General features: G+C 52.9%; 18 protein-coding genes. 8 read left to right on the top strand and 10 right to left on the bottom strand.

Going from position 1 to position 15,388, the window contains the following annotated elements; translation table 11 throughout:
* Position 1: 1 nt before the first annotated feature.
* The 4 genes from hemJ (at position 2) to HXW73_RS17690 (ending at position 3,011) form a co-directional block, all read left to right on the top strand.
* Positions 2-433 (top strand): protoporphyrinogen oxidase HemJ, encoded by a 432-nt coding sequence (hemJ, locus tag HXW73_RS17675; RefSeq protein WP_186254327.1) that lies wholly within the window; start codon positions 2-4, stop codon positions 431-433.
* On the top strand, positions 433-1,242 hold the full coding sequence (gene thiD, locus HXW73_RS17680) for a bifunctional hydroxymethylpyrimidine kinase/phosphomethylpyrimidine kinase (protein ID WP_186254328.1): 810 nt from the start codon (positions 433-435) through the stop codon (positions 1,240-1,242). The genes hemJ and thiD overlap by 1 nt, the downstream gene beginning before the upstream one ends.
* Positions 1,243-1,289: 47 nt before the next feature.
* The gene (gene hemL, locus HXW73_RS17685; RefSeq protein ID WP_186254329.1) at positions 1,290-2,570 is read left to right on the top strand and encodes a glutamate-1-semialdehyde 2,1-aminomutase; all 1,281 of its coding nucleotides are present in this window, start codon (positions 1,290-1,292) and stop codon (positions 2,568-2,570) included.
* Between the two features lie 75 nt (positions 2,571-2,645).
* Positions 2,646-3,011, top strand: coding sequence for a hypothetical protein (locus HXW73_RS17690; protein ID WP_240538673.1), 366 nt, complete (start codon positions 2,646-2,648; stop codon positions 3,009-3,011).
* 54 nt (positions 3,012-3,065) lie between these two features.
* Here HXW73_RS17690 and HXW73_RS17695 read toward each other — a convergent pair whose 3' ends face one another.
* The 6 genes from HXW73_RS17695 to HXW73_RS17720 form a co-directional block, all read right to left on the bottom strand.
* Positions 3,066-3,869 (bottom strand): hypothetical protein, encoded by an 804-nt coding sequence (locus HXW73_RS17695; RefSeq protein WP_186254330.1) that lies wholly within the window; start codon positions 3,867-3,869, stop codon positions 3,066-3,068.
* A gap of 57 nt (positions 3,870-3,926) precedes the next feature.
* A complete protein-coding gene (locus HXW73_RS17700; RefSeq protein WP_186254331.1) occupies positions 3,927-4,484 on the bottom strand; it encodes a hypothetical protein in 558 nt (185 codons plus the stop codon).
* Between the two features lie 255 nt (positions 4,485-4,739).
* Positions 4,740-5,570 carry a CsgG/HfaB family protein gene (locus HXW73_RS17705; RefSeq protein ID WP_186254332.1) on the bottom strand — a complete coding sequence of 277 codons (831 nt, stop codon included), beginning with the start codon at positions 5,568-5,570 and terminating at the stop codon, positions 4,740-4,742.
* A gap of 79 nt (positions 5,571-5,649) precedes the next feature.
* Positions 5,650-6,072 carry a curli assembly protein CsgF gene (locus HXW73_RS17710; protein WP_186254333.1) on the bottom strand — a complete coding sequence of 141 codons (423 nt, stop codon included), beginning with the start codon at positions 6,070-6,072 and terminating at the stop codon, positions 5,650-5,652.
* Positions 6,072-6,605, bottom strand: a complete 534-nt coding sequence (locus tag HXW73_RS17715) for a CsgE family curli-type amyloid fiber assembly protein (protein ID WP_186254334.1) — start codon at positions 6,603-6,605, stop codon at positions 6,072-6,074. Before HXW73_RS17715 ends, HXW73_RS17710 begins: the two co-directional genes overlap by 1 nt.
* Before the next feature lie 22 nt (positions 6,606-6,627).
* A complete protein-coding gene (locus HXW73_RS17720; RefSeq protein ID WP_186254335.1) occupies positions 6,628-7,320 on the bottom strand; it encodes a LuxR C-terminal-related transcriptional regulator in 693 nt (230 codons plus the stop codon).
* Between the two features lie 265 nt (positions 7,321-7,585).
* On the opposite strand from HXW73_RS17720, the gene rdgB reads away from it, so the two are divergent.
* The 4 genes from rdgB to HXW73_RS17740 all read left to right on the top strand — a co-directional run bounded on the left by rdgB (position 7,586) and on the right by HXW73_RS17740 (position 10,994).
* A complete protein-coding gene (gene rdgB, locus HXW73_RS17725) occupies positions 7,586-8,194 on the top strand; it encodes an RdgB/HAM1 family non-canonical purine NTP pyrophosphatase (RefSeq protein ID WP_186254336.1) in 609 nt (202 codons plus the stop codon).
* The gene (gene hemW / locus HXW73_RS17730) at positions 8,187-9,356 is read left to right on the top strand and encodes a radical SAM family heme chaperone HemW (protein ID WP_186254337.1); all 1,170 of its coding nucleotides are present in this window, start codon (positions 8,187-8,189) and stop codon (positions 9,354-9,356) included. Before rdgB ends, hemW begins: the two co-directional genes overlap by 8 nt.
* Before the next feature lie 31 nt (positions 9,357-9,387).
* On the top strand, positions 9,388-10,074 hold the full coding sequence (locus HXW73_RS17735; RefSeq protein WP_186254338.1) for an OmpA family protein: 687 nt from the start codon (positions 9,388-9,390) through the stop codon (positions 10,072-10,074).
* 74 nt (positions 10,075-10,148) lie between these two features.
* Positions 10,149-10,994: a 23S rRNA (adenine(2030)-N(6))-methyltransferase RlmJ gene (locus tag HXW73_RS17740; protein ID WP_186254339.1), complete on the top strand. Its 846-nt coding sequence runs from the start codon at positions 10,149-10,151 to the stop codon at positions 10,992-10,994.
* Positions 10,995-11,010: 16 nt separating this feature from the next.
* Here HXW73_RS17740 and mnmE read toward each other — a convergent pair whose 3' ends face one another.
* The 4 genes from mnmE to rpmH form a co-directional block, all read right to left on the bottom strand.
* On the bottom strand, positions 11,011-12,381 hold the full coding sequence (mnmE, locus tag HXW73_RS17745; protein WP_186254340.1) for a tRNA uridine-5-carboxymethylaminomethyl(34) synthesis GTPase MnmE: 1,371 nt from the start codon (positions 12,379-12,381) through the stop codon (positions 11,011-11,013).
* A 110-nt stretch (positions 12,382-12,491) separates the two neighbouring features.
* The gene (yidC, locus tag HXW73_RS17750) at positions 12,492-14,198 is read right to left on the bottom strand and encodes a membrane protein insertase YidC (protein WP_186254341.1); all 1,707 of its coding nucleotides are present in this window, start codon (positions 14,196-14,198) and stop codon (positions 12,492-12,494) included.
* Between the two features lie 114 nt (positions 14,199-14,312).
* On the bottom strand, positions 14,313-14,708 hold the full coding sequence (gene rnpA / locus HXW73_RS17755) for a ribonuclease P protein component (protein ID WP_186254342.1): 396 nt from the start codon (positions 14,706-14,708) through the stop codon (positions 14,313-14,315).
* Positions 14,709-14,721: 13 nt separating this feature from the next.
* Positions 14,722-14,856, bottom strand: coding sequence for a 50S ribosomal protein L34 (rpmH, locus tag HXW73_RS17760; protein ID WP_066315595.1), 135 nt, complete (start codon positions 14,854-14,856; stop codon positions 14,722-14,724).
* Positions 14,857-15,388 lie beyond the last annotated feature (532 nt).

Genomic DNA, 15,388 nt, shown 5'->3' on the forward strand with positions numbered 1-15,388 from the left:
AATGTATTTATGGATCAAAGCGATTCATTTAATCGCGATGGTAACCTGGTTTGCCGCCATGTTTTATCTACCCAGGCTGTTTGTCTACCATGCCCAGGCACGCGATGCGGATGATCAGCAAGCGATGACGTATTTTACGACCATGGAACGTAAGCTTTATCGGGGCATTATGATGCCGTCGATGATTGCCGTGCTGATTTTCGGTGGCTGGCTCTTGTATCTGGCACCCGCCTGGCTCAGCCAGGGATGGATGCATGCAAAACTGCTGCTGATTGCGCTGTTAATTGCCTATCACCATGTCTGCCTGATTTATTTCAAGCAGTTCAGCCAGGCACGCTGCAACAAAAGTCATGTGTTTTTCCGCTGGTTTAACGAGTTACCGGTGATTGGCCTGATCGGCATTATCTTGCTGGCGGTAGTGAAACCGTTCTGATGCGCCAACCATTACCTCCTGTTGTATTAGTACTGGCCGGACACGACCCAACCGGCGGAGCTGGTTTGATTGCCGACAGCGAGTCGATCGCTGCCTGCGGTGGCTGGGCGGTAACCATTCCCACCGCGCTGACCATTCAAAACTGCCATAACGTAGTGCGGGTGGTGCCCACGGATACTTATCTCATCAACCAGATGGTCGATGAGATCGCGACCATGCCGGTGGCGGCTATCAAGCTTGGCTTGATTAGCAGCGAGGCCACCCTGGAGGCGGCGATATCGATTATCCGGCGTTTCCCCGGTGTGCCGGTGGTGGCCGACCCGGTGCTAAAAGCCGGTGGCGGCGCTGAACTCTCGACGCCTGAGCTGCGTCAAGAGTACATCGCGCGGCTGCTTCCCCTGGTCGATATCCTGACGCCCAACCGCGCCGAGTTAGCCGCGCTCACGCCTGAGTGCCAGGCAACGGATGACGATACGGCAAGAGCGGTGGCACTGCTTTCGCTGGGTTGCCAGGCGGTACTGGTGTCGGCAACTGATGATCCGCTACCCGGCAATGACGATCAGGTATTACTGACGCTACATTCACCGGATAATACCCGGCAGTGGCCATGGCCGCGCTTACCTGAACAATTTCATGGTTCGGGATGCACGCTGGCATCGGCTATTGCGGCCCGCCTGGCTGTGGGTGAGCGCTTACTTACTGCGTGTGAGCAAGCTCAGCACTATACCTGGCAAAGCTTGTCACATGGCTATGAGACGCCAAGCGGACAGTTTTTACCCAACCGTACCCCACGCGCTTCACGTTTTTGATTTAATGACGCCACGCGATTAATGACGCAATGAATGAAGAGGACGCCATGACGACTTCCGCTGAATTGTTTGAACTTGCCAGCCGCCATATTCCCGGCGGCGTTAATTCCCCGGTGCGGGCCTTCAAAGGGTTGCATCGCCCGCCGGTATTCATGGAGCGCGCACAAGGCGCCTATCTGTTCGACGTCGAAGGCAACCGCTACGTGGACTACGTGGGTTCATGGGGGCCGATGATCACCGGGCATGCGGATCAGGATGTGCTTGCAGCGGTGCGGGCCCGGCTGGATAACGGGCTATCGTTCGGTACCCCCACGGCGGTTGAAACCACCATGGCAGACCTGATTTGCGAGATGATTCCGTCGATGGAAATGGTGCGGATGACCAGCTCCGGCACCGAAGCGACGATGTCGGCCATTCGTCTGGCACGCGGCGCCACCGGGCGAGACAAAATCGTCAAGTTTGAAGGCAACTACCACGGTCACTCCGATTCGCTGCTGGTCAAAGCCGGATCCGGGGCATTGACCCATGGAGAGCCGAGCTCACCGGGCGTGCCGGCATCGCTTGCCGAGCACACCATTACCTTGTCGTATAACGACCCCGAAGGGGTTGAGGCGTGCTTTGAAGAGATGGGCGATGAGATCGCCTGTATCATCGTCGAGCCGGTCTCCGGCAACATGAACTGCATTCCGCCGCAGCCAGGCTTTCTCGAGACGCTGCGCCGCGTATGTAACGAGCACGATAGCGTACTGATTTTCGATGAAGTGATGACCGGCTTTCGCGTCGCCCTTGGCGGTGCTCAGGCTCACTACGGCGTGACCCCTGATTTAACCTGCCTGGGCAAGATCGTGGGTGGTGGTATGCCGGTCGGCGCCTTCGGCGGCAAACGCGAGATTATGCAGAATATTTCGCCCATGGGGCCGATTTATCAGGCGGGCACGCTCTCAGGCAATCCGCTGGCCATGGCGGCCGGTATCGCGCTGCTAACCAAGCTGCAGGTACCCGGCTTCCATGATGCCCTGACACAACGTGTTGAAACGTTATGCACGGGTCTGCAGGAACGCGCCAATGCCGCCAACGTGCCGATGATGACCCAATCGGCAGGCGGCATGTTTGGGATCTTTTTTACCGGACAAAGCCGTGTGGATAACTTTGCCCAAGCGACCGCCTGTGACCCCGAAGCGTTTCGCCGTTTCTTCGGTGCGATGCTTGATCAGGGTGTCTATCTTGCGCCTTCGGCGTTCGAAGCGGGCTTCATGTCCAGCGCTCATACACCCGAAGATATCCAAAAAACGCTGGATGCAGCCGAGAAGGCCTTTACTTATATGTAACAGCAAGTAACGAAAACTCCGCTATACTCAAAGAGCCGCTGATAACCAGCGGCTCTTTACGTTGTAGAGGCCATTATGAAACGACTCTGGACGTGGCCAGGCGCCACGCTACTGGCAATAGGGTTAACCATCCACCTACCGTTAAGCGCTCAATCGCTTGAGGTACCATCGATGAATCCGATTCGTATTACCATGGAAGGTACGGAAGGCGCTGCGTTTTCCGCTCATTGGCGCATTACCCACGAGGGTGAAACCACCGAACATATCGAGGAAAACGGCACGGTACCGGCGGAATTCAGCTTTGAAGGCACTGCCCTTGAAGGCACGGTCAAGCTGTTAAGCGACGGTGATCGCCTGGAGGTGGATATTCAGAAAGGCACCAACCGCTCGCGGTCTTCAACACAGGGCAAGGGGGGCACGCTGACGGTGTCGATTAGGTAATAAAAAACCGCCCCGGGGAGGGGCGGCTTGATCAAGGTAAAGCGTTATAAACGCTTAGTTGCCCTGTTGAACATAGTTAGTGTTGCTAGATCCAACAGTTCTAATTTGTGAGAAGTTTTGTTGGCTAGCATTACCATAATCGCCGCTTTGAACGACGACACTTGAGTTATAGTCGCCAATAGTACGGACGAAAGAGTCATGACCGTAGCCAATTTGAAGAACATCTGTATAGTTGTCATCACCTGCAGATATAATATCACTATCTAGTTCGTTACCATGTTGCATAGTGTGAGTTTCGTTGTAATTTCCAAGAGACTTCACGTAGCTGTCATTAAGACTACCAAACTGGGTTACCATAGATAGATTATCATAGCCATCTTGTTCTACCCAAGAATCGTTACGGTAGCCATCTTGATCGACATCTGCATAGTTATAAGCGTTGTTGCTGCCTGACCTTCCTTGATCAATAATTGAGTCGTTTTCTTGGCCAAGTTGATTTACATATGCTTGGTTACCATCTTTTTCTTGCATGATTAACGAGTAGTTTTCACCTGTTGATGATCCACCTACAACATCATCCTGGATGACCCCTGCAGTATTATCATTGCCATCTTGCTGAATACGTGAAATTTGTGTACCCCATTGGATGACGCTGGTTTCGTTATCATCACCATTCTGGTCAATAAATGAATCATTGCCCAGGCCGCTACCGTCATAGGAAGAACCTGCCATACTATTGATAGTGCTACGTGAATTATCAAATTCAGGACTAGCTGGTTCAGTTGGTGTTTGAGCTAAGGCTGAAGCGCTCATGGCAAGAGCGATAGCGGCGGCGATAGCAGTCATTTGAGTTTTCATGGTGTTTCCCCTTTACGATTTACTTGCTTTAGTTATTACTGAGGCAACCGGTGTTGCTCAGTAGGTTTCGACGGTGACTGGACGCGCATTACCCGAAAAAGCTCTTTGCTCTACGTTAATGCTGCGGTAGCCACTCCCCGATTGTGAAATCTGGATATCGCTTTTACTGCCAAACTGGGATACATTTGCTTCAAGTAGTTTACTTGGATCACCTTCAATATTTCTTGCATTACCATCTTGGTTAATGTCGGCCCTATGGCCATCACCATCTTGCGATATCACACCAAAATTATTGCCACCTGTTTGAGTGATATTGGCAATATTAAAGTTACCTGACTGATGTATCCTAGAAAAGTTACCACGCTGGTAAGCCTCTGAGTTTGAGTAAGTTTGGTTCACCGTGGCCCTATTGTTATTGCCGACTTGGTCAATAATGCTGTAGTTGCCCCGATAATTTTTGGTATCAACCTGATTAAAGAACTGCTCAATGTGGCTATCGTCAGCATTAACTGGTGCGGCAGTAAGGATACTGGCGGCCAATAGTGTTGCCAACAATATTGAGTGTTTGGCTGGGGAAATTCCCATTGATGCTTTATTGGCGCACTGACGTTTCATGATGAAGCCCTCTGAAACATTTTGTATCCAAATGTATTTTATGTATTGAGTTTGGACTATTTGGCGGGCTTCGCTATCGTAAGTTTTAGGGTTTGTAGGACGAATTTTTTAATTATATGTGTCTTCTTGGGTATGACGTTTCTAATACTTTTTATTTTTTGTTCTAGTATTTTAAGATAAAAAAGGCCATGCGCAATGCATGGCCTTCATAAGTCGTCAATTGTTTAATCTACATTTTTCGAATTAGTTGACTCATTACAATTGAGGTATGGGAGCACTTAAGTAATCAGCAAGAATCGTATCTGTAAAGTTAACGTCGTTGCTGAGGTTCCAAAGATTATTTTCTACGCCTCGAGCGATTAAGTGGATAACCGCTGATTCAATGGAAGACATTACTGCCATCTGGACGGGTTCGTTGGTTGTGATACCGGCTTCCGCTTCCAAGAGACGTCGGAAATCAATAAAACGATAAACGCCAGCACGTAGCTCTTTCGAATAGATAGTTTTCGTCGTTGTCACATTGGCGAGTACTTCGCCCGTTGAGATTTCAACGGCACGTAGATTAACCGTGACCTGGTCAACCTGGTACTCCCCCGACGCCCCAATACCAAAATATTCGGCCCCCGCACCACCTGTTCTTATATTGGATTCATAGGCAATAATGCCGCCTTCCAGCATGACGGAAGCCGCACGTAATGAGGGGAGCGTATCGGGTTGATTGAAGCGCTCGAACTCAGCACGAATAATACGTCGCTCTGTTAATAGATTTTGCAGGCCCACCCGCTCAAGTGGGATGAACCAGCCAGAATCTGCCAGCGCGCCAGTTAACATTGCGGCAGCCCCTTGGGTCACTGCCGTCGAGAAGGTACTGGCGGGTGCAGGTCGATACTGTCCTGTTTGGTCGCGGAAATCATAGACCGAAACAAAAATTTTGCCGGCTGGTGGTGGTAGAGACACCAGATCCTGATAGGAGGCGCCACGCGGTGTTAATGTTGCCTCGGTTCCTTCCAGGTTTTCGGAATTGGCGACCATTCCCGCGCAGCCGCTGAGTAAACCCGCAATTAAAAATGCAGCTATAATCTTCATGATGATCCCCTGACTTATCCATCATTTATGATGTTTGGTTTTTTAATTCGTAATGCTTTGTTTCGATAGATGGGCTATCTCATGGATTAAAAGTTTCCCCGACGCTGATATTGGTTTCGTCCCCAGTTAGTTTATCGATAACGCGTATCACTAACTGACCCCCAGCATCTTCTACCACCACGCTGAATTCATCGCTGTCGAAGCTACCTTGATCAATGGTTCCATCCCCAACATCGCTGAGTAGACTGGAGATTAAGCGGCTCTCCAGGCTTTGAATCAGACGCTCGGTGGATGAAGGACGCTCAATATCACGGGTGTTTGGGTCGGTGTTGGTATCCTGGGACTGGGCCTTGTTGAGCATGTAGCTGCCCATGAAAGGATCGCCCCCAAAAGACGGATTGAGCGGTTCGTAAATCATTTCTCCCGCGTGAACTGGTAGCGTTAACAGTCCGATCAGCACCGCTGAGCCGATACCTGTGGAGCAAATTGCCGATGTTTTCATTATCGTAACTCCTCACTTCCTAAGTCTTTGTCGGAAGATAGCGCTGAGCTCAGCTTTTGACGCAGTAGTGCTTCTTCCACGATTTGTACGGCTTCTCCTGCCGCGCGGTCGGCCTCGCTGATCCTTGGGGAGAGCTGGGTACGGAAATGCATCTGGTTGCGTTCCATAATCCACACTTGGCTTCCCCAACGGGCATCGGGGCGTTCCTGGATGGTGATGGTCGCGTTGCCAATAATCGGGTTACCCATGGCGCGCTGGCTGAAGGCGCGATAGAAAGTCTTGCCGGCCATGGTGATGGTGCGGTCTACCATGATGCCGGTTAATTCGCTGCCGTTGGTGGGTCGTTCTACTTCAGCGCCATCGGGGCCGGAAAGCTGGTTGATAGCGTCGACGGCGGCTTGTTCATCAGCAAGCGCCGCTTGCCCATTGGCAGTGGGCGATACGGCCTCTGTCATTTCTTCGGCGTAGGTCGATGCGCTTCCCCACAACAGGAAATAACACAGGATGGCGGATTTATAGCGCAGTGCTTTCATCGTCAATCCCCTTTGCTGTGCGCTAATGGCGACGCTGCAAGCTTCGTGCGGTTTCAATATTGGGCAAAATGGGGCCCAAATTCTGATGAATCCAATTCAGCGCCTGGATGCGGTTATGCACGTTGATTTTGCGAAAAATGTTGTAAAGGTGAGACTTGACGGTGTGTTCGCTAAGGAACAGCTTTTCCGCAATTTGATGATTAGAGGCCCCGGCGCTCAGTAGTGAGATAATTTCCATTTCCCGGTTGGTAAGGCCGCAGGCGGGTCTAAAGGCGTTGTTTTGATATTTGCGGTAAAACAGGATCAACCGAGTCATCAGTTCCCGGGACATCCACAGCTCACCTTCGAGCAGCGCATGAATGCCTTTGCAAATGACGTCCAGGCTCTCATGGCGATAGAACACCCCTTTCAACTGCGCGCAGGACAGAGCTTCAAGCGCATGATCCATATCGCGGACATTAAAAGCAGCCAATGGCTCGTTGCTGAGCTTTTCAGGTAGCTGATGCTGCCAGTCTGGCAGGGCTTCAACGCTGATGTGATCGCTGTCGATCAACATCAAGGTGTTACCCGATGATGGGGCCGTGATTCGTTCATGAGGAGGCTGAAGTTGCACCCGGCACTCGGTATGACTCCCCAGGTATTCCGCAAATAATTGTGATTGTGGGCTTTTTTCGGTAACGATAAATACCGTATCGACAGCCTTTTCTTGCGGCATTGGAGGATCCTCATAGAAATAACGAATGAGCAGGTAACCCTTCAAGTGTTGTCTATTAGTTTTTAAATGTAAATGTATGTTACTGCAAAATCATCAAAAAAGATGACTCTGAATGGTTTTTTTAAAATAAGATATTGAATATAAAAATAAATTATTTTTTTCATAAACGAAGATTTTTTATAAAAACACATCATGTTACATCCCGGCTGCTTTTTTCGGGCTTAGGGCATGCGTAAACTGATCGTTCACCCTAGGAGGTCGCCGCATGACCAGTACGCAAACGCTTGTGCTTGCCAGCGGAAACGCTGGTAAATTGAAAGAATTCAACGAATTATTAGCGCCTCTTGGTTTTGATGTATGCCCCCAAGCGGATTTTGGCGTTCATGACGTGGCAGAGACGGGCGTGACCTTTGTTGAAAACGCGCTTATTAAAGCCCGTGAAGCGAGCCGCCAAAGTGGCTTACCGGCCCTGTCCGATGACTCAGGTCTGGAGGTGGATGCGTTACATGGCGCACCGGGCATCTATTCCGCCCGCTATGCTGGTGAACCCAAAAGCGACCAGCGCAATAACGCCAAGTTGCTTGAAGCTTTGCAGGATTGCCCGGAAGGGCAGCGAACGGCACGCTATTGGTGTGTCCTGGTTTATCTACGCCACCCTGAGGACCCGGTGCCGGTTATTGTTCAACGCAGCTGGGAAGGCGAAGTGCTGGCTCACCCGCGTGGTGAGGGCGGTTTTGGCTATGACACGCTATTCTGGCTGCCCGATCAGAGCATGAGCGTGGCGGAATTACCCAGCGAGACGAAAAATCGCTTGAGTCATCGTGGGCGTGCCCTGAGCGGGCTAGTCGACGTGTTGAAGGTGGCCCATGGGTGAGCCATTGCCACCTTTATCGCTGTATATTCATACGCCGTGGTGCGTGCGCAAATGCCCTTATTGTGACTTTAATTCCCACGAGCCCCAGCATGATGAATTACCTGAAGCCGCTTACCTGAAGGCGCTGTTACAGGATATCGATGGCGATCTTGAGCTGGCGGCGGGGCGAACCGTGCAGAGCATATTTATCGGCGGCGGAACGCCTAGTCTGCTTTCACCAGGCTTTTATAAAAGCCTTTTATTCGAAGTAAGTGCTCGCTTACCATTTTCAGAAACGATTGAAATCACCCTTGAGGCGAACCCCGGCACGACGGAGCAAAGCCGTTTTACCGGCTATCGTGATGCGGGTATCAACCGGCTTTCGCTTGGGGTGCAAAGTTTCCATTCGGACCAGCTAGCCGCATTGGGGCGAATTCACAGCGGCGAAGAGGCCATCAAGGCCGTCAGCCAGGCGCGTCAGGCGGGTTTTGACAACCTCAATATTGACCTGATGCATGGCCTACCGCAGCAGACGCCTCAACTGGCGATGGCGGATATCGAGCAAGCGCTGGCGTTATCCCCTGAACACTTGTCCTGGTACCAACTGACGCTGGAGCCCAACACAGCGTTTTATGTCAATCCGCCGACCTTGCCCCATGAAGAAACCCTTTGGGACATTCAGGATGAGGGTCATTTACGTCTGGAGCAGGCGGGGTTAAAGCGCTACGAGATTTCCGCTTACGCGCAACCCGATCGACAGAGCCTGCACAATCTCAATTATTGGCAATTTGGCGATTATCTGGGCATCGGGGCAGGGGCTCACGGAAAGTTGAGCCACGTTGACTACCAGGGGCAGTGGCATATTGAACGGCGTTGGAAAACGCGTCAGCCGGATGCCTATTTAAGGCGTGTGAATGACCCACGTGGCTTTGCTGCGGGCAAGCAGTCTATTGCTGAACACGAACTGCCGCTGGAGTTCTCGATGAATGCCCTGCGTCTGACCCAGGGGGTGCCTGTCTCGATGTGGTCAGCGCATACGGGTTTGCCGGTTGATGTGTTATTGGCGCGTTTACACAATGCCGAGAAAAAAGGACTTTTGATGGAAATGCCCAAAAGACTACAGGCATCGCCTCAAGGTCTATTATTCTTGAACGAGTTGCTGGCATTGATAAGCGACGAGTAACTTCATAGATGACAATGTTAAGGAGTGAGCGATGCGTATTTCTCGACTACTGACCCCGTTAGCGGCCGCTGTACTGGTTGCCGGTTGTGCAACCTCGGACCCCTACGGCGGCGGTCAAACTCAGCGCTCATCGACAGCCACCGGCACAGGCATTGGTGCTGTAGTAGGCGCGGCTGCCGGTGCTCTGTCCGGGGATGGTAGCACCAGCCGCCGAGACCGGGCGCTGATTGGGGCGGCAGTAGGTGCCGCAGCGGGTGCTGGCGTGGGTGCCTATATGGATCGCCAGGAGCAGCAATTGCGCCAAAACCTGGAAGGTTCGCGCATTGAAATTGATCGCCGCGGCGACGATATCGTGCTGAACATGCCCAGCAGCGTGACCTTCGGCTTTGATTCCGCTGAACTGACCAGCGAGGCACGCAGTTCGCTGAACGAAGTGGCCAATGTGGTTAGCGAATACGCTGACACCCGCATTAACGTTGCGGGCCATACCGACAGCACCGGTGAAGAAGCCTATAACCAGCGTCTGTCTGAGCGCCGGGCTCAAGCGGTGGGTAGTTACTTGAGTCAGAATGGCGTGTCGTCAATGCGCTTGAATACTCGTGGCTACGGTGAATCCCAGCCGGTGGCCAGTAACGATACTGAAAATGGACGCAGCCAGAACCGTCGCGTCGAAATTACCTTGACGCCGACGGCGGAAGCGCAAAACCAAGGCGGCTAGGCCATACAGCTGTGAAGCCATTTCAACGCCCGCTATGCTGAGTAGCGGGCTTTTTTATGAGTTGCCGAATTATCATGTTGTCATATCAACACGCGTACCATGCTGGCAATTTTGCCGATGTACATAAACATTTGACGTTATTTGCAACCATCGAGTACCTGCTGCGCAAACCTTCACCGGTGACGTATATCGACACCCACGCGGGGCGCGGTTTTTACCCGTTGTCTAGCGAAGAAACCCAGCGCTTGAGGGAGTATCGGGACGGGGTCTGGCCCCTTTGGAACGCGGCTCAATCAGTGTCCGATCCGCTGCTATGCAGTTGGCTGGACACTCTATCGCGTGCGCAACGCTATCCCGACGAATTGGCCCATTATCCCGGATCTCCCTGGTGGATAAGCCAGGCGCTGCGAGAAAAAGAGCGGCTATACGGGTTTGAGCTGCACCCTGGCGAGCATCAGCATTTTGATGACCAGGCGTTGGCGGAAGGTGTCGAGCGAATTCATGGCGACGGGTTGCAGGGATTATGTCAGCGCCTGCCGGTTGCAACGCCTCGTGTCTGTGTGCTGGTTGACCCAAGCTACGAGCGTAAAGACGAGTATCAGGCGGTGGCGGATACCCTTAACGTGGCACTTGCGAAAGCGCGTCACGCGGTGGTGTTGGTCTGGTACCCATTGCTGCCTGCCGGGAATCACCAGGTGCTGTTGGAAGCGCTTGAGCGTAGCGGGATCCGCAAAATCTGGCGCAGCGAGCTTTGCCAGCGAGCTGCGGAGACCCATGAGCGCGGCATGTACGGTAGCGGAATGTTGGTGATTAACCCGCCCTGGGGGCTGGATGAACGTCTGGCCGGCGCGATGGCCCAGTTGACCCCGCTGCTGGGCGCACAAAGTCGCTATCGTGCGTCTTGGTTGGTAGAGGAGTAGCGCCGTTTAAGACCGCCTATTTACCGATACAGAAGCTGCCAAAAATTTCCCCCAGCAAATCGTCGGCGCTGAATTCACCGGTGATTTCGCCGAGCGCCTGCTGCGCATCGCGCAGATCTTCCGCCAGCAGTTCACCGGCGCCATTGCCTTCGAGCTGTCGGCGGCCGGTTTCAAGGGCGTTCATTGCCCGGTCAAGCGCATCCAGGTGGCGGCGGCGGGCTGAAAAACGCCCCTCAGTGGTCGCTGAAAAGCCCATGATATCTTTCAGGTGCGCTTTCAAGTTATCCACACCCACGCCTGTTTTTGCAGAAAGACGCACCGTGGGTGGGTTTGTGGATAAATCTATGCCCGCCTGTTCGGCGCTGGTGTCGATTTTATTACGCACCAGCGTCAGGCGCTGCTGGTCCGGCAGCCGGGCGACAAATTCAGGCCAGATTGCCATGGGGTCGGTTTCATCGGTCGTTGACGCATCGACCAGCAGCAGCACGCGGTCGGCGCCTTCGATCTCTGCCCAGGCCCGGGCGACGCCGATCTGTTCCACCGCGTCAGGTGTATCGCGCAGCCCAGCGGTATCAATTACATGCAGCGGCATCCCGTCGATGTGGATATGTTCGCGCAGCACATCCCGCGTGGTACCGGCAATATCGGTGACGATGGCGGTATCCTGCTCGGTCAGGGCGTTGAGCAAGCTCGACTTACCGGCATTGGGACGCCCGGCAATGACAACGCTCATGCCCTCGCGCATCAAGGCTCCCTGGCCAGCGGCTGAGCGTACGTCAATAAGCTCACGGGTTACATCGTCCAGCAGGCTGGCCACGTGGCCATCCGCCAGAAAGTCGATTTCCTCCTCGGGAAAATCAATCGCCGCCTCGACGTAGACGCGCAGTTCGATAAGCCGCTGTACCAGCGCGGCTACCCGGTTGGAAAACTCACCCTGAAGCGAACGCACCGCGTTTTCGGCGGCGGAGCGGGAGGTGGCATCTATCAGATCGGCAATGGCCTCGGCCTGGGCCAGGTCAAGCTTGTCATTCAGGAAAGCACGCTCGGAAAACTCGCCCGGCCCTGCCAGTCGAGCGCCTAACTGGACGCAGCGTTCAAGCAGCATATCCATGATCACCGGCCCGCCATGGCCTTGAAGTTCGAGTACATCTTCACCGGTGAACGAGTGGGGGTCCGGAAACAGTAGCGCGATCCCCTCATCGATATTGCCGTCGGCACCCATAAAAGCGCCATAGTGTGCGTAGCGTGGGGCTGGGCAGTGGCCTAGCATGGCGACGGCAATGTCGCGGCAGGCCGGGCCAGAAACACGAATAATACCGACGCCGCCACGACCGGGGGGAGTGGCCAGGGCGGCGATGGTGTCTTGGGTATAAAGTCGGTCTGCCATGGCGTTTCTCTTTCTATGTGCAGGTGGCAAGTGAACGTAGTGTGAGTTTTTGCCTCCTAAAACACCAGACCCCCGCAAGAGCGGGGGTCTGGGTGTTCAAGGCATCGGCTTTATTTTTTGGTTTTCATGCCTTTGCCAATACTTGGGTCTTGCTCGATTTTGCGCGTAATGAAGTACTGCTGCGCCACCGAGATGATGTTGTTGACCACCCAGTAGATCACCAGGCCCGCCGGGAACCACAGGAAGAAGAACGTAAAGATGATGGGTAGCATCTTCATGATCTTCGCCTGCATCGGATCAGGCGGCGTGGGGTTAAGCTGTTGCTGTACGAACATCGAAAGGCCCATCAGAATCGGCAGAATAAAGTACGGGTCTTTCACCGATAGATCCTGCACCCAGAAGATGAAGGGAGCGTGTCGCAGTTCAACGGACTCCAACAACATCCAATACAAGGCGATAAAGACTGGCATCTGCACCAGGATCGGCAAGCAGCCACCCAGAGGGTTGATCTTCTCCTTCTGGTAGAACTTCATCATCTCTTGAGACATCTTCTGGCGATCATCGCCGTACATCTCTTTGAGACGCTGCATCTCGGGGCCAAGCTTGCGCATCCGTGCCATCGACTTGTAGGCCTTGGCAGAAAGCGGGAAGAGAATGGTTTTCACCAATACCGTCAACAGGACGATGGACCAGCCCCAGTTGCCAACAATGTCGTGAATCTTGTCAAGCAGCCAGAATAGCGGGTTAGCCAGGAACCATAACCAGCCATAGTCGACCGTCAGCTCAAGATTCGGCGCTACCTGCTCAAGATGATCCTGAATCTTGGGACCCATGTACAGAGTGGCACCCAATGAGGTTTCTTCTTCCGCTGCCAGCTCGCTGGTGGGGCCAGCAAAGGCGATGACATTACGGTCGCGCGAATCCGTCGAGACGTAATAGAGGTTCTGCTGATTCTGTTGGGGTACCCAAGCCGAGACAAAATAGTGCTGGATAATGGCCATCCAACCGCCTTGTGCCTCTCTATTATTGAAGTTACCGCCTTGGATATCGTCAAAATCAACCTTTTCATAGGTTTCTTCAGGGGTTGAATACGCGGCGCCCAGATAGGAATTCATGCCCATACTGACGCCGCTTGACGGATCAGGGCTGTTATCCCGAGCGAGTTGGCCGATAAAACGAGCGCTGACGGGCTCATCGGTGTTATTGGCCAAATAGTAATTGACGTCAACAGCGTAATTGCCACGTTCAAAGGTAAGTCGCTTGATGACCTCGATGCCGTTTACCTCGGCGGTGAGGTTGACCTCAAGTTGATCTTCGTCATCACCTAGCAGGTATTCGCTGTTATCGGGGGTAAATGTAATGCGATTTGCTTCCCCGTTAAGCTGCAAGCCTGAGCGTGCAACGTAGCTGCGCGTTTGATTGTCGGAGAGCAGAACATAACTGCGATCCGACTCGAGCGCCTGTTTATGCTGAGGTAAGGCGGCATACACGATATCGCCACCGTGTGGATCAATACGAACATCCAGAACGTCGGTGGTAACCGCGATGAATTCACGGCTGTCGCTGTCACTTTCGTCGCTGTTCAGCGCGTCTTGCGAAGCGGCAGCGTCATCACCGGGAACCGACAAGTTGTCCGCGTCGCTGTCGCCAGATGCGTCGCTACTCTCCGACGTTGCGTTGTTATCGCTGATTTGACGTTGCGATTGCTCGGACGACGATTGATAAGACGTCTGTCCGTAATCCTGATTCCACTGTACAACCAGTAGATAGGCCAGAATGGCAAGTGGAATCAGTAATATAAGTCGTTTTACGTCCATGAGGGTTCTGCCCGCTGGGTGGTGAACATGCTAATGGCGCAGTATCAGTTGCTCGACCCATGACACACGAAAGCCTGCCAGGCGGCAGGCCGAGGTCGAGCGATGAGGTGCCCATCAAGTAGTGCGCTTTGAGCTAGCAGGTGGCGCGTCGGCTGCCTGGCTGTCGCGCCGAAGCCGTTTCCACATACCATGGAGCTGACGATATAAAACGTCATTGTCCATGTCCTGAACGCCACGCCGAGCAAGAACCACAATATCCACTGCGGGAAGCTGGTCTTGACGTAGCCGAACTGACTCACGAACGAGTCTTTTGAAGCGATTTCGATCAACGGCGAGCTTCACATTTTTCTTGCTGACCACTAGGCCAAGGCGGGGATGCCCGAGGGTATTCCAACGTGCTAACGCCATTATACCCTTGCCATGCACCTTGAGGTCTGCTTGCTCAAAAACGTAGCGGTAATCCCCGGCATTAAGTAACCGAAAATACCGGGGAAACCCTTGATGTGGCACACGCAATCCGAGATCAGGCGCTCAGACGCTTACGGCCTTTGGCGCGGCGACGCGAAATGATGGCGCGGCCGTTTTTGGTTGCCATACGAGCACGGAAGCCATGCGCGCGCTTGCGCTTGAGAACGCTAGGTTGAAAAGTGCGTTTCATAACTCGTTATTCCCACGTGGTTAGGACGGAAAATAAATTCCAAAAGACCCGGTCCAGTGAGGAACTAGCCGGGAGATTCAATTCAAGACCGGAAATTGTAGAGGCTTCCCGGGTTGCGTGCAATTTTTTCCTTGTAAAAAATACCTCCCACACACGCAGACGTCTGCCAGGGATCACGTAATGCGCTTACCAGGGAGCACATCAGCGTTCAGCAATTGGCTTTCTGCCGCCTTGTGGCTAATAGTGGGGATACATTTTGTTAACAACCTTATATTATTCTTTAAATTCAATCACATAAAAGATATGTGAGGTTGTGTATAAGTTGCGGAAAAGACGATGATAAGTGGTTGATTAACTGTGAATTAATGCCAAATGATAATGAGCAGCAAGCTTTTATCCAGCACTTGGAATACCGATCACTTTCGACCCGCTAAAAGTTTTCCACAGCTTATTAAAACGGCCTAGTCCTGTGTGGATAACCACGCCGTTGGACGCTACAATGGTCGGCCTTTTTCAACTGATGGTGAGATGT

The sequence above is a fragment of the Halomonas sp. SH5A2 genome (assembly GCF_014263395.1).
GTDB lineage: Bacteria > Pseudomonadota > Gammaproteobacteria > Pseudomonadales > Halomonadaceae > Vreelandella.

Bases quoted from the DNA above. Each gene is read 5' to 3' on its own strand.
- hemJ (WP_186254327.1), top strand. From the start codon at position 2: ATGTATTTATGGATCAAAGCGATTCATTTAATCGCGATGGTAACCTGG.
- thiD (WP_186254328.1), top strand. From the start codon at position 433: ATGCGCCAACCATTACCTCCTGTTGTATTAGTACTGGCCGGACACGAC.
- hemL (WP_186254329.1), top strand. From the start codon at position 1,290: ATGACGACTTCCGCTGAATTGTTTGAACTTGCCAGCCGCCATATTCCC.
- HXW73_RS17690 (WP_240538673.1), top strand. From the start codon at position 2,646: ATGAAACGACTCTGGACGTGGCCAGGCGCCACGCTACTGGCAATAGGG.
- HXW73_RS17695 (WP_186254330.1), bottom strand. From the start codon at position 3,869: ATGAAAACTCAAATGACTGCTATCGCCGCCGCTATCGCTCTTGCCATG.
- HXW73_RS17700 (WP_186254331.1), bottom strand. From the start codon at position 4,484: ATGAAACGTCAGTGCGCCAATAAAGCATCAATGGGAATTTCCCCAGCC.
- HXW73_RS17705 (WP_186254332.1), bottom strand. From the start codon at position 5,570: ATGAAGATTATAGCTGCATTTTTAATTGCGGGTTTACTCAGCGGCTGC.
- HXW73_RS17710 (WP_186254333.1), bottom strand. From the start codon at position 6,072: ATGAAAACATCGGCAATTTGCTCCACAGGTATCGGCTCAGCGGTGCTG.
- HXW73_RS17715 (WP_186254334.1), bottom strand. From the start codon at position 6,605: ATGAAAGCACTGCGCTATAAATCCGCCATCCTGTGTTATTTCCTGTTG.
- HXW73_RS17720 (WP_186254335.1), bottom strand. From the start codon at position 7,320: ATGCCGCAAGAAAAGGCTGTCGATACGGTATTTATCGTTACCGAAAAA.
- rdgB (WP_186254336.1), top strand. From the start codon at position 7,586: ATGACCAGTACGCAAACGCTTGTGCTTGCCAGCGGAAACGCTGGTAAA.
- hemW (WP_186254337.1), top strand. From the start codon at position 8,187: ATGGGTGAGCCATTGCCACCTTTATCGCTGTATATTCATACGCCGTGG.
- HXW73_RS17735 (WP_186254338.1), top strand. From the start codon at position 9,388: ATGCGTATTTCTCGACTACTGACCCCGTTAGCGGCCGCTGTACTGGTT.
- HXW73_RS17740 (WP_186254339.1), top strand. From the start codon at position 10,149: ATGTTGTCATATCAACACGCGTACCATGCTGGCAATTTTGCCGATGTA.
- mnmE (WP_186254340.1), bottom strand. From the start codon at position 12,381: ATGGCAGACCGACTTTATACCCAAGACACCATCGCCGCCCTGGCCACT.
- yidC (WP_186254341.1), bottom strand. From the start codon at position 14,198: ATGGACGTAAAACGACTTATATTACTGATTCCACTTGCCATTCTGGCC.
- rpmH (WP_066315595.1), bottom strand. From the start codon at position 14,856: ATGAAACGCACTTTTCAACCTAGCGTTCTCAAGCGCAAGCGCGCGCAT.